This window comes from Streptomyces aureoversilis, from assembly GCF_042657885.1.
GTDB classification, from domain to species: Bacteria; Actinomycetota; Actinomycetes; order Streptomycetales; family Streptomycetaceae; genus Streptomyces; species Streptomyces aureoversilis.
Map to the genome: position 1 here is coordinate 126567 of NZ_JBHSKJ010000008.1, position 12143 is coordinate 138709.

Here is a 12143-nt window from a genome sequence, read left to right on the forward strand (position 1 = left end):
GGACTGTCAACCTGTTGGGAGTGGCCGTGGCCTTCGGTGACCAGCCCGCGTACCTTCGAGTGGCCGGCGATCTGCGTCAGAAGATCGTCGCCGGTGAGTTGCCGCCGCATACCCGGCTGCCGTCCCAGGCGCGCATCCGGGAGCAGTACGGCGTCTCGGACACCGTGGCCCTGGAGGCCCGCAAGGTCCTGATGGCGGAGGGCCTGGTGGAGGGCCGCTCCGGTTCCGGCACCTATGTGCGCGAGCAGCCCGTTCCGCGCACCCTCGTCCGCACGGGGTACCGCCCGGCCGGCGAGTCGACGCCCTTCCGCCAGGAGCAGGCGGACAGCCGGGTCAAGGGCACCTGGGAGTCGCGCAGCGAGCAGGTCCCGGCCGACGCCGCCGTGGCCCGCCGCCTGCGCATCGCCACGGGCGACCGCACCATGCGCACCGACTACGTCTTCCGGGCGCAGGGCGAGCCCGTCATGCTCTCCACCTCCTGGGAGCCCCTGTCCGTCACCGGGCGGACGCCGGTGATGCTCCCCGAGGAGGGCCCGCTGGCGGGCCGCGGCGTGGTCGAGCGGATGGCCGCCATCGACCTCGTCGTGGACAACGTCGCGGAGGAGGTCGGCGCCCGGCCCGGGCTCGCGGAGGAGGTCCTGGCGCTCGGCGGCGTCCCCGGCCACTGCGTCGTGGTCGTCACGCGCACGTACTTCGCGGGCGGCTGCCCGGTGGAGACGGCCGAGATCGTCACCCTGGCCGACCGCTACCGCGTCGCCTACCACCTTCCGGTGAAGTAGCGGTGACCTGAAGGCGGCGCCGGGGTGAACTCCCTGTACCGGCGCCGTCTTCGGCATGCCCGGGCCCCGCCGAGCGCTCTTTACTCGCGGGTAAGTAGTGCACGGTTTGTCCGGCTTCGACCCGATGTAATCGGGTCATTTTTTCTGTTGCAAAACTCACATACGCCCAGGTCAGGGGCGTTTCGCGGAATCCGGTCGTCCAAAACGCTCGTACGATGGCGCGGTTTGTGTCCTGCGTGGGGGAGTAGAGAGAAAAGGAGATCCGGAGCTTGAGTACCGAACAGGGTTCCCACTCGAATTACCGCCGGACCCTGGGCACGACGGCCCTGACGGCCGTCGGTCTCGGGTCGATCATCGGCTCCGGCTGGCTTTTCGGCGCCGAGCGTGCCGCCGTACTGGCCGGCCCGGCTGCCATCTTCGCCTGGGTCATCGGCGCCATCGTGGCGCTGACCATCGCCCTCACCTACACCGAGCTCGGCTCGATGTTCCCCAAGGCCGGCGGCATGGTGCGCTACGGCCAGTACTCGCACGGCTCGCTGGCCGGGTACATGGCCGCGTGGGCGAACTGGATCGCCATCGTCTCGGTGATCCCGGGCGAGGCGACCGCCTCGATCCAGTACATGAGCTCGTGGGACTTCGGCTGGGCCAAGAACCTCTACGACGGCAAGGAGCTCACGGGCACCGGCATCGCGCTCGCGAGCGTGCTGCTGGTCTTCTACTTCTTCCTGAACTGGTTCGCGATCACCCTGTTCGCCAAGACGAACAACGCGATCACCGTGTTCAAGGTCGTCGTGCCCGCGCTCACCGCCGGCGCGCTGATCTTCGCGCACTTCGACACCAGCAACGTCACCGACCACGGCGGCTTCGCCCCGAACGGCTGGAGCGCCGTCTTCAGCGCCGTCGCCGTCGCGGGCATCGTCTGGGCCTTCAACGGCTTCCAGTCGCCGCTCAACATGGCCGCCGAGGCCCGTAACCCCGGCAAGTCGCTGCCGAAGGCCGTCATCGGCTCCATCCTGATCGCCCTGGTGATCTACCTGGCCCTGCAGGTCGCCTTCCTGATGGCCGTCCCCGCGGCGGACCTCTCCGGCGGCTGGAACTCCCTGGCCTACAAGTCCCCGCTCGCGGACCTGTCCGTGGCCTGGGGCCTGAACTGGCTCGCGCTGCTGCTCTACGCGGACGCCTTCGTCTCGCCCTCCGGCACCGGCATGATCTACGCGGCCACCACCTCCCGCATGATCAACGGCGTCCAGGAGAACGGCCACCTGCCGAAGATCTTCGGCAAGGTCGACCCCAAGACCGGTGTGCCCAAGCCGGCCCTGCTGCTCAACCTGGCGATCTCCTTCGTCTTCCTCGCCGTCTTCCGCGGCTGGGGCTCGATCGCCGAGATCGTCGGTGTCGCCACCGTCATCTCGTACATCACCGGCCCCGTCGCCGTGATGTCGCTGCGCCGCATCGCGCCCGGCATGAAGCGCCCGGTCAAGCTCAAGGCCATGCCGGTCATCGCGCCCATCGCGATGATCTTCGGCTCCCTGGTCATGTACTGGGCCCGCTGGCCGCTGACCGGCAAGGTCATCTTCATCATGGCCATCGGTCTGCCGATCTGGGCCTGGTACGAGCTGCGCAAGCCGTGGGCCGAGCTCAAGCCGCACCTGAAGGCCGGCGCCTGGATGGTCGCCTACCTGCTCGTCATGGCCTTCGTCTCGTGGGCCGGCGGCACCGAGTTCGGCGGCAAGGGCTACCTGGCCCAGGGCTGGGACATCGTGGTCGTCGCCCTGATCGCCCTCGCGTTCTACTTCTGGGGCGTCCGCAGCGCCTGGCGCAACCCGACGCTCGTCGAGACCGAGAAGGAGATGGCCGCCGCCGAGGCCGCCGAGGCCTCCGGCGACCCGGAGGAGCGCTCCGAGCCCTCCATGGCGAAGTCGTAGTCCGGTAGATCTCCAGTGCCGCGCAGGGGCGGCCGAGGGCCCGCGAGGGTCGTCGGCCGCCCCTTCTCGCATCCGTGCCCCGGGCGCCGGTGGCCGAATGCGTGCCTCTTCGTAAAAAACCGTATCCGCTGCGTAAAGGTCGGGCGTACGCTCGGGCATATGCGTACTGCGGTTTCTCCGGGAATGGCCAAGGGGCGTGCGCGGGCGCTCACCGCGGCGGAAGGGCAGGGGCGATGACGGACAGCGGACCGGTCCTGCCATGGCTGGTCATCCGCCAGGACGAGAACGGCAACCGCTACCGCGTCGGGCGGTACGCCACGCGGACCGAGGCCGAGAAGGTCGTCGGCCGGCTGGACGGCGACGGCGGCCGCCGCCGGCTCTACATAGTCGAGCGGGTGGGACGGGCCGCGTCGTAGCGGGCCCGGGGGCCGTCCGTTCCCGTCCGTGGACATGCCGCCCGCCGCAACGGCACGCGGCTGCGACGGAGGGCCCGGCGGGATCCGTACGCACCGGGCCCGCAGGCCATGGCCGGCCGCACGGTCCGTACGCTGGGGGCCCATGACGACCGTACGCGTGGTGGTGGGCGCAGCCCTGTTCGACGGAGGGCGCCTGCTCGCCGCGAGGCGGAGCGCTCCGCCCGAGCTCGCCGGCCGCTGGGAGCTGCCCGGCGGCAAGCTGGAGCCCGGCGAGAGCGCCGAGCAGGCGCTCGTCCGGGAGCTGCGCGAGGAGCTCGGCGTGGAGGCCGAGCCGCTGGAGCGCGTCGCGGGGGAGTGGCCGCTGCGCCCGCCGTACGTGCTGCACGTCTGGACGGCCAGGCTGCTCGCGGGCGAGGCCCGCCCCCTCCAGGACCACGACGAGCTGCGCTGGCTCGCCCCCGACGAGCTGGACGAGGTCGACTGGCTCGACCAGGACCGCCCCGCCGTGGCGCTCGTCGCGGGGCTGCTGCGGCGCACGGCGCCCTGAGCGGGCCTTTTCGCGCCCGCCCCCGCGCACACGGACGAGCCGCGCGCAGCCGGCTACGCCATCTGCCGCACGTGCGGCGACCTCGGACCGCAGAAGAAGATAGTCGGCCCCTCATACCGGGTATGTGCTGATTATTCACCCCGAACCGGGTAAACCCGGCGGGGCCGCAGCGGTCTGGGAAGTGGTCGGCGTGAACGACAGCGCGGGGACCTTGGCGTCGACACCCGGCTTCGCCGAATGGAGCTTCCCTGCCGAGCCCGGCGCCGTCCGGAAGGCACGCACCCTCGTCCGCGACACCCTGCAGGACTGGGGCATGGAAGGCGTCACCGACGTGACGGTGCTGCTGGTCAGCGAGCTCGTCACCAACTCCCTGCGGTACGCGAGCGGACCGATCGGAGTACGGATGTACTCCCACGCGGGTCCCACCCTTCTGGTGGAGGTCTCCGACCCCCTCCCCGACCCGCCCCGCGAGCGCGTGGCCGACCCCGACGACGAGGGAGGACGCGGGCTGCAGCTCGTGGCATGCGCCTCCCGCCGCTGGGGAACGCGACGGGGGAACACGGGCAAGACAGTGTGGTTCGAACTGGGCCTGCCCGGCCACTGACCGGGGAAAGGACTCGTAGCGGGTTGAGACCGTGCTGTGATCGTGAAGTCCGTGCTCCGAGAGGCCCCTGTGCTGGATACTCGGGCTTCTGATGCCGGTGCGAGCACATGAGCCGGAGGGGACGGGCACGTGAGCGAAAAGCCAGCGGGTGCGGCGGGTGGTACGGCGCAGGGATCGCGCGCCACGGCGCAGGGATCGCGCGCCACGGAGATGTGGCAGAACAACCCGCCCGGATCCCTCTACGACTACATCCGCGTCGCCTCCTTCTCCCTCGGGCCCGACGGGCGGATCGAGCAGTGGAGCGAGCGCGCGGCCGAGCTCTTCGGAATAGCGGCACGGCACGCCGTCGGCAAGGACCCGCTGGAGGTGCTGACCCCGGCCGACGGGCACGGCCGCCCGCACCCGTCCGCCCCCTTCCTCGGCGAGGGCGGCCTCGACGGGCGCGAGTGGACGGGCCTGATCCCGTATCAGCGCGGCGGCCGGCAGCCCGGAGCGGGCGGCGGGCCGGGGGCCGGTGACGGAGCGTCCGCCACCGGCAGGACCGCCGACGGGCAGTCCGGCCTCGCCGAGATCTACGTGATGCCCACGCAGAACGAGCGCGGGGAGCGCGCCGCGCTCTGCGTCGCCGTCGACGTCCGGGCCCTGCGCGGAATAGAGACCGACATCGCGGCCTCCGAAGCCGTTTTCGGCCAATCTCCGCTGGGATTCTTCTTCTTCGGCACCGATCTGACGCTGCTGCGCGTCAACGAGAGCTTCGCGCAGGCCTTCGGCCGGCCCGCCGACTGGCACCGCGGGCGCACCCCGCACGACTTCCTGCCCCGCGGCGAGGCCGAGCGGCTCACCGCCGCCCTGCGCCAAGTCCTCGACACCGGAAAGCCGGTGTCGGACATCCAGCTCGTCGGGCCCGTTCCCGGGCACAGCGAGCGCCGCCGCTGGTCGGTCTCGCTCTACCGGCTGCACAGCGGCAGCGGGCGGCCCATCGGCGTCGCCGCGCTCGCCACCGACGTCACCCGGCGCCGCCGCGCCGAGCGCGAAGCCGCCGGCGTCCGCCGCAACCTGGCCCTGCTCAACGAGGCCGGCGCCCGCATCGGCAACTCCCTGGACCTGGAGACCACCGCCCGCGAACTGCTGGACGTCGCCGTCCCCCAGTTCTGCGACCTCGCCTCCGTCGACCTCTACCAGGGCCTGCTCGCCGGCGACGAGGCCCCGCCCGGGCTCGCCGACGGCAGCGCCGAGCTGCGCCGCGTCGCCTACGCCAGCGCGGTCTCCGGCGCGCCCCTGGCCGGCGGCGAGAAGCCCGTCCAGGTCGGCGAGGTGCACCGCTACCCCTTCCACTCGCCGTGCGCCGCCGCGCTGCGCACCGCGCAGGTGCAGTTCATCCCGCGCCGGGAGGGCGAGGACGGCCCCGAGCTCGGCGCCGTCGTGCAGTCCACGCTCGCCGTGCCGATGGTCGCCCGCGACACCGTGGTCGGGCTCGCGCAGTTCTCCCGCACGAAGGGCAGCGAACCCTTCGGCGAACGCGACACCGCCCTCGCCGTCGAGCTGGCCGCCCGCGCCGCCGTCTGCATCGACAACGCCCGCCTCTACCGGCGCGAACACGAGCGCGCCGTCATCCTCCAGCGCAGCCTCCTGCCCCCCGGCGACCCCGAGGCCGCCGGCCTGGAGATCGCCTGCCGCTACCTGCCCGCCAACGCGGCCACCGAGGTCGGCGGCGACTGGTTCGACGTCATCGAGCTGCCCGGGCACCGCACCGCCCTCGTCGTCGGCGACGTCATGGGCCGCGGCCTGCGCGCCGCCGTCGCCATGGGCGAGCTGCGCACCGCCGTCCGCACCCTGGCCATGCTCGACCTCGAACCCGCCGAGGTGCTCTCCGCCCTCGACGAGATCGCCCACGGGCTCGGCCGCCCCGGCGGCAAGCAGTCCTCCACCCGCGGCGTACGGGGCGGGGTGCGCGCCGCCGACCTCTCCGAGGTCTACCTCGCCACCTGCGTCTACGCCGTCTACGACCCCGTCACCCGGCGCTGCACCATCGCCAACGCCGGCCACCTGCCGCCCGTCCTCGTCCAGGCCGGACGCCACGCCGAGCTGCTCGACGTCCCGCCCGGCATGCCGCTCGGCGTCGGCGGCGAGCTCTTCGAGGAAACCGTCGTCGACCTGCCGGACGGCGCGCTGCTCGCCCTCTACACCGACGGCCTCGTCGAATCCCGCGAGCACGCCCTGGACGAGGGCCTGGAGGCCTTCCAGGAGGCCCTCACCGGCCCCGCCCGCCCCCTCGAAGAGGTCTGCGAGCACGTCCTCGGCGCGCTCGACACCCACCACGGCGAGGACGACATCGCCCTCCTCATGGCCCGCCTGCGCGGCCTGCCGGCCGAGCACGTCGGCGACTGGACACTGCCCGCCGAACCGCGCTCGGTCGCCCGCGCCCGCGAGCTCGCCCGCGAGCAGCTCCCCCTGTGGGGCCTGGAGAGCCTCGTCGACACGACCGAGCTCCTCGTCAGCGAGCTCGTCACCAACGCCCTCCGCTACGGCGAGGGCGAGATCCGGCTCCGGCTCCTCCTGGACCGCACCCTGGTGTGCGAGGTCTGGGACGGCGGCCTGGTCCAGCCCCGCCGCCGGCGCGCCCGCGACACCGACGAGGGCGGCCGGGGCCTGCAGCTCGTCGGCCTGCTCAGCGCGGCCTGGGGCAGCCGCCGCACCCCCCACGGCAAGACGGTCTGGTTCGAGCTCGCCCTGCCGGACGGGGAGTTCCCGGCGCCGGATGCGGTGGAGGCGTTGATGAGTCTGTACTGAGGCGGGGCCGGGGTCCGGGGGTCAAGCCCCGCCGCCGAGCGGCAGGCTGGCCCAGACCCGGGTCCCCTCGGTGGTGGACCCGGGCTTGCTGATGCCCCACGTCCCCCGGCACTCGTGCACGACAGCGGCGAGCAGCAGCAGGGTGCGCTTGCGGCATGCGGTGCAGTGGGCGGCCTGGCGGGTGTCGGAGTGGGCGTGGTGGGCGTCCCAGTTGACGATCCTGAGCGCGCCCTCCTGCCAGCGCAGGGAGTGGTAGAGGTCCTGCCCGGGCGCGAACCGTGTCGCGCAGGCGACGAGCTCTCCGGCCACGGAGAGGACGGCTTCTTCCATGGCCGTGAGCCCGTGGGTACGCAGGACGCTGCGGATGGTCGCCCGGACGACGGCGGCGGACCGGGGATCACCGGGAACGGTGAAGCTGTACGCGAGGGCGGAGGGGTCGGCGGAGCGGGGGATGTAGGCGGGGCGGTGGGTTGAGGCGAGGGTGGAGGGAATGGGCGGGGTGGGGGTGATGAGGGGGCAGAGGGTGTCGGCGGTGGGCAGCATGAGGCGACTCCCGGGTGGGGTGGGGCGGATGCGTGCGCTGAGCCGGTGGCCTGTCTCAGGGCAGACGTACATAGGCCCGTTTCGATGCTCTTCCGGCTGCGCCGTGTGCTGGCGGCGACACTGAACGTAGACACAGAGGTGGCGCCGCGCCACTTTTCATGTGGTCATTAACCCGGAAGGGTGGATGTGGCCACTGACGCGGAGGTTCCGCACAGCAAGGCGGTAGGAAGGGGCTATGCCACCGAGGACTACGCCGACAGAGCGACAGAAGCGGCTGGGTTTCGAGCTGCGCAAGATGCGTACAGCTGCAGGTATTTCGACCGACTACGCTGCCGGGCTGCTCGGGCTCGATCGCGGGAAGATCTCCAACATCGAATCCGGTGTGCGCACCATCTCACCGGAACGCCTGAGGACCCTGGCCTGCAACTACGCTTGCGATGATGAGGGCTATATCGAGGCGCTCATTGCCATGGCCACCGACAGGGGGCGTGGCTGGTGGGAACGCTTCCGAGGATCCATCCCGGCAGGGCTGCTGGACATCGCGGAGTTGGAGTGGCATGCGACCCGGGTGCGAACCTCGCAGATGATGCACATCCCCGGGCTCCTGCAGACCGAGGACTACGCGCGCACGATCTTTGAGGGAGTGCTTCCACGTCTTCCCCGGCTGGAGGTCGAGCTCCACGTGGCGCATCGGATGCAACGTCAGCAGGTCTTCGAACGGGACAAGCCGCTCGACTATGCGGGGTATATCCACGAGGCAGCGCTCCGCATGCACTTCGGCGGCAGAGAAGTGATGCGGCAGCAACTCAAGCACCTACTCCTCATGTCCGAGCGCAAGAACCTCCTGCTGCGAGTGGTGCCTGTGGAGACAGGAGCATTCCCTGGCGCGGGTCACGCAACGCTGTATGCAGAGGGGCCCGTTTCCCGGCTCGACACCGTCCAGCTCGACTCGGCCAGCGGTCCGGCCTTCGTCTCGGCGGAGTCCCAACTTGCCCGGTATCGGGGGTATCTGGCGTGGATGGAACAGGCCGCCCTTGACGCAGGTGAGTCGCGCGACTTCATTAGCGGCATCATGTCCGATCTCTAGGGGAGCCGAGCGTGACGCACATCAACTGGGAAGAGCCGTTCTGCGGCACTGGCAACAACTGCTTCCGAATAGGCACCGACTCCGCGGGCAACGCCTACATCGCTGTCAACAGAGCCGAGTACCGCTACGTCACCGACACCCGCGCGGCGCTCAGCGCACTGATCCGCGACATCAAGGCGGGCAAGGCCGACCACCTGCTCTGACGGGCTCGGCTCTCGGGTCGGGTTGCGGGTGGTGGGGGCGGGCGTCAAGACAGGCTGGCAGCGGCCAGTTATCCGCCGCCAGGGCCACCACCCGCCGTCGTTCCGGGCCAGGTCGGGGGCCTGTGAGGCTCGGGGGCACTGCTGGGGCTACAGATACCTGCAGGTGCCAGCCTGGGGCATTCATCCACCGTCCTACGGGCCAGGCCGGTTGATTTCTGGGCTCCAACGGGCCCCGCCCCCCCAACCCGCAGCCGGATGAGCAACCACCCACCGTCCCGCGCTGAGCCGAGTGCCCAACTCCTCCCCCTGCTGCCAGCCTGTTCTGACCCGCGCCCCGACGGCGCGGCTCCTATTCAAAGGGAGGCACCCATGCGCCACGTCAACTGGGAAGACCCGTTCTGCGGCGACGGGAACGCATGTTTCCGCATAGGCACCGACGCCGACGGCAACGCCTACATCGCCGTCAGCGGCGCCGAGGACCACCCCATCACCGACACCCGCGACGCCCTGCGCACGCTCATCCGTGACATCAAGGCCGGGAAGGCCGATCACCTGCTCTGACGTGGCCCCACCCAGGGGCCGTCCACCCGAACCCTCACTTCCGGAAGCCGATGTCCTGGTACCGCGGCGTCCCCAGTCCGAACGCGCCCGCGTTGACGACCGTCTTGCGGGCGCCCACCAGCTGGGGGCGCTGGTAGAGGGGGATCGAGCCCGCCAGGGCCCAGATGCGGGCGTCCGCGCGGCCGGCGAGGTCCCGGGAGGCTTCCGCGTCGAGTTCGGTGGAGGCCTGGTCGAAGAGCTGGTCGATGCGGTCGGTGCCGACCCGGGTGTAGTTCTGCTCCACCACCAGGGAGCCGTCCGCGCCGGGCTGCGGCTTGGCGTAGAGCGGGCGGGCGTCGGTCGCGGGGAAGGCGGTGGCGGGCCAGGAGTAGAGGGCGAGGTCGTAGCTGCCGGCGGCGATGTGGTCCTTGAAGAAGCCGACGTCCCCGACCTTGGTCATCTCGGTGGCGATGCCGACCGCGTCGAGCCGCCGGGCGATGTGGTCGGCGACGGACCGCAGGGACTCGGTCCCGGCGCTCACCGGCACGACGAAGCGGAGGGTGAGCTTCTTGCCGTTCTTCATACGGACCGGGGCGGCGGCCGCCTTGCCCCCGCCGTCGCGGGCGGTGCGCTTGTCGTCGGGCCAGGTGCCCTCGTCGCCGCCGTCCTCGAGGTCGGCCGTGTCCGCGGGGTCGTCGACGGTGCCCTCCGGGTCGTCCTCGTCGGCGGGGTCGGGCCCGGCCTGCGGGCCGGGCCGCAGTTCGACGGTCCTGCCGGGCGTACGGGAGCGGTCGTCGGCTCCGTCCGCCCCCGCCGCCGTCCTGCGGCCGTCGGCGCGGCCCTGCTCCCAGCCGGCGTCCGCGAGCAGGGCCTGGGCGGCCTTGGGGTCGGGGCCGCCGATGGCGTCGCTGTTGTCCTCGTAGCCCTCCTGGCCGGCGAGGAAGAGGTGGCTGCCGAGCGGCTCGGCGGGCAGGCCCAGCGGGCCCAGGACGGATTTGGCGAGGGCCCGGCGGTCGATGGCGCGGGCCACGGCCCGGCGGACGCGCTCGTCGGCGAGCGGGCCGCTCGCGCCGTTGAGGGCGAGCTGGGTGTACCCGGGCTCCAGGGACTTGCGGACGACGACGCCGCGCAGGGCGGGCGAGCGCGGGGCCGCGGCGGCCGGCGGCTTGTCACCCTTGTCCTGCTTCGCCGGCTTGTTCGCGTCCGTGATGCGGCGGGCGTCCGCGGCGCTCACGTCGGCGAGGTCGAGCTTGCCGGCCGCCAGCGCCTCGGCCCGCTCGGCGCGCGGCACCGCCCGCAGCACGAGCCGGTCCAACTTGGCCGCGTCGCCCCACCACTTGGGGTCGCGGGCGAGGGTGAGGGTGCCCTGCTTGTCGTCGCGCCCGGCGACCCGGAAGGGCCCGGAGGAGAGCTCGAGTTCCTTGCGGGCGCCGTCGTTGAAGCCGTCCGCGCTGCTCATGACGGCCTTCGGGTAGAGCGGGGTGAACAGGGCGGGCCAGTCGGCGCAGCTGCGGGCGAAGGTGACCTTGACCTCCTGCGCGTCGGCGCCCCGCTCGACCCGGTCGATGCGGTCGTAGCCGGCGTTGCGGGCCGTCCAGTAGGCGCTGTCCTTGCCGCGCAGGGCCTTCCACTGGGCCTCGAAGTCGGCGGCGGTGAGGGCCTTGCCGTCGCTCCAGACGGCCTTCGGGTTGAGCTTGTAGACGACGACCTGGTGGGGCTCGCGCTGGACGACCTCGGCCGAGCGGAGGTAGTCGGCGTTGCGCTGGGGGCGGCCGCGCCCGTCGGTGGTGAACAGGGCGGGCAGGACGGCCGCGGCGACCCGCTGCGTGGTGGCGTCGGCGTCCGTCTGGAAGGTGTTGAGGGTGCTGGGCAGGGTGTCGACCGCCCAGGTGAGGGTGCCGCCGTCGGCGACCTTGGCCCGCGGCGCGGTCGCGATGTCCTGCGGGGTGACGACGCCGTCGCCGTCGTGGTCGAGGCCGCAGCCGGCGAGCAGGATCCCGGCGGTGAGCAGGGTGGCACAGCGGCGCGCACGGGACCGCAGAGATCGGTTAAAGGCCATGGGTGGTGCCACCTCCGCCGGACTCGGTCGCCGGGCTCCTTCGGCGTAATGCGCCGTTGATCGCATCTACTGCTCACCACTGAATGCGACAGTCGGTCCGGCTGCGCGCCGACACGGCGCCGCCCGGGTGTACGCCACCCGCGTGGACGAACGATTCCGCAGCCCCCGCCCACGGGTGGACGCACCATGAACGAACGTTTCTGCTGTCCTCCGGCGCGCGCCGCACCCGTTCCGGCGAAGGCGCGATCGCTATCTTCCCCCGGAGGGGTGTGACGCGCGACACTCTCAGTCGCATCACCGTCGCCACCCGCAACCGCCGACAGCGGAAGTGAGGGTCAGACATGTCCCTGCAAGACGAAGTGACCGCGGTCCAGCGCTGCCTGGACGATCTCGGCCGGGCGCTCGCGCGGCTGGAGAAGCACCTGGGCAGCCAGGACCTCGAACTGCGCCGGGTGCGCACGGACGCCGCCCACCTGCGCGAGAGCGTCACCCTTCTGCGCGACGTCCACCCCGCGGAGCGGCCGCGCCCCGAGCCGGTGCCGGTCCCCGACGCCCCGTACGACGCGTCCTTGTGGAAGGACGCGGACGAGGAGGGGCTCGGCGCCCGGGACCGGCACGCCCCCTGACGGGGCCGGGCAGCGCGGCAGCAA

General features: G+C 72.0%; 12 protein-coding genes. 10 read left to right on the forward strand and 2 right to left on the reverse strand.

Features of this window, described 5'->3' with window-relative positions; translation table 11 throughout:
- The first annotated feature begins 26 nt into the window (after positions 1–26).
- From ACFPP6_RS15980 to ACFPP6_RS16005, 6 genes are all read left to right on the forward strand, one after another.
- Positions 27–779 (forward strand): GntR family transcriptional regulator, encoded by a 753-nt coding sequence (locus ACFPP6_RS15980; protein ID WP_382042107.1) that lies wholly within the window; start codon positions 27–29, stop codon positions 777–779.
- A gap of 269 nt (positions 780–1048) precedes the next feature.
- Positions 1049–2704 carry an APC family permease gene (locus ACFPP6_RS15985; RefSeq protein WP_382042110.1) on the forward strand — a complete coding sequence of 552 codons (1656 nt, stop codon included), beginning with the start codon at positions 1049–1051 and terminating at the stop codon, positions 2702–2704.
- 233 nt (positions 2705–2937) lie between these two features.
- A complete protein-coding gene (locus tag ACFPP6_RS15990) occupies positions 2938–3120 on the forward strand; it encodes a hypothetical protein (protein ID WP_058046052.1) in 183 nt (60 codons plus the stop codon).
- 142 nt (positions 3121–3262) lie between these two features.
- A complete protein-coding gene (locus ACFPP6_RS15995) occupies positions 3263–3667 on the forward strand; it encodes a (deoxy)nucleoside triphosphate pyrophosphohydrolase (protein WP_382042113.1) in 405 nt (134 codons plus the stop codon).
- 181 nt (positions 3668–3848) lie between these two features.
- Positions 3849–4271, forward strand: coding sequence for an ATP-binding protein (locus tag ACFPP6_RS16000; RefSeq protein WP_382042590.1), 423 nt, complete (start codon positions 3849–3851; stop codon positions 4269–4271).
- A gap of 210 nt (positions 4272–4481) precedes the next feature.
- Positions 4482–7061, forward strand: a complete 2580-nt coding sequence (locus tag ACFPP6_RS16005) for a SpoIIE family protein phosphatase (protein WP_382042593.1) — start codon at positions 4482–4484, stop codon at positions 7059–7061.
- 21 nt (positions 7062–7082) lie between these two features.
- Here the strand turns inward: ACFPP6_RS16005 and ACFPP6_RS16010 are convergent, their stop codons facing one another.
- The gene (locus ACFPP6_RS16010) at positions 7083–7604 is read right to left on the reverse strand and encodes an ATP-binding protein (protein WP_382042116.1); all 522 of its coding nucleotides are present in this window, start codon (positions 7602–7604) and stop codon (positions 7083–7085) included.
- Between the two features lie 235 nt (positions 7605–7839).
- Between ACFPP6_RS16010 and ACFPP6_RS16015 the strand changes: the two genes are divergently transcribed.
- The 3 genes from ACFPP6_RS16015 (at position 7840) to ACFPP6_RS16025 (ending at position 9455) form a co-directional block, all read left to right on the forward strand.
- Complete coding sequence (locus ACFPP6_RS16015) at positions 7840–8691, forward strand: helix-turn-helix domain-containing protein (protein WP_382042119.1); 852 nt, start codon at positions 7840–7842, stop codon at positions 8689–8691.
- 11 nt (positions 8692–8702) lie between these two features.
- Positions 8703–8894, forward strand: a complete 192-nt coding sequence (locus tag ACFPP6_RS16020) for a hypothetical protein (RefSeq protein WP_382042122.1) — start codon at positions 8703–8705, stop codon at positions 8892–8894.
- A 369-nt stretch (positions 8895–9263) separates the two neighbouring features.
- On the forward strand, positions 9264–9455 hold the full coding sequence (locus ACFPP6_RS16025; RefSeq protein WP_382042125.1) for a hypothetical protein: 192 nt from the start codon (positions 9264–9266) through the stop codon (positions 9453–9455).
- Between the two features lie 34 nt (positions 9456–9489).
- Here ACFPP6_RS16025 and ACFPP6_RS16030 read toward each other — a convergent pair whose 3' ends face one another.
- Positions 9490–11493, reverse strand: a complete 2004-nt coding sequence (locus tag ACFPP6_RS16030; RefSeq protein ID WP_382042128.1) for an ABC transporter family substrate-binding protein — start codon at positions 11491–11493, stop codon at positions 9490–9492.
- A gap of 341 nt (positions 11494–11834) precedes the next feature.
- On the opposite strand from ACFPP6_RS16030, the gene ACFPP6_RS16035 reads away from it, so the two are divergent.
- The gene (locus ACFPP6_RS16035; RefSeq protein ID WP_168093499.1) at positions 11835–12119 is read left to right on the forward strand and encodes a hypothetical protein; all 285 of its coding nucleotides are present in this window, start codon (positions 11835–11837) and stop codon (positions 12117–12119) included.
- Positions 12120–12143: the final 24 nt, after the last annotated feature.

Bases quoted from the DNA above. Each gene is read 5' to 3' on its own strand.
- ACFPP6_RS16015 (WP_382042119.1), top strand. From the start codon at position 7,840: ATGCCACCGAGGACTACGCCGACAGAGCGACAGAAGCGGCTGGGTTTC.
- ACFPP6_RS16025 (WP_382042125.1), top strand. From the start codon at position 9,264: ATGCGCCACGTCAACTGGGAAGACCCGTTCTGCGGCGACGGGAACGCA.
- ACFPP6_RS15990 (WP_058046052.1), top strand. From the start codon at position 2,938: ATGACGGACAGCGGACCGGTCCTGCCATGGCTGGTCATCCGCCAGGAC.
- ACFPP6_RS16030 (WP_382042128.1), bottom strand. From the start codon at position 11,493: ATGGCCTTTAACCGATCTCTGCGGTCCCGTGCGCGCCGCTGTGCCACC.
- ACFPP6_RS16035 (WP_168093499.1), top strand. From the start codon at position 11,835: ATGTCCCTGCAAGACGAAGTGACCGCGGTCCAGCGCTGCCTGGACGAT.
- ACFPP6_RS16010 (WP_382042116.1), bottom strand. From the start codon at position 7,604: ATGCTGCCCACCGCCGACACCCTCTGCCCCCTCATCACCCCCACCCCG.
- ACFPP6_RS15995 (WP_382042113.1), top strand. From the start codon at position 3,263: ATGACGACCGTACGCGTGGTGGTGGGCGCAGCCCTGTTCGACGGAGGG.
- ACFPP6_RS16005 (WP_382042593.1), top strand. From the start codon at position 4,482: ATGTGGCAGAACAACCCGCCCGGATCCCTCTACGACTACATCCGCGTC.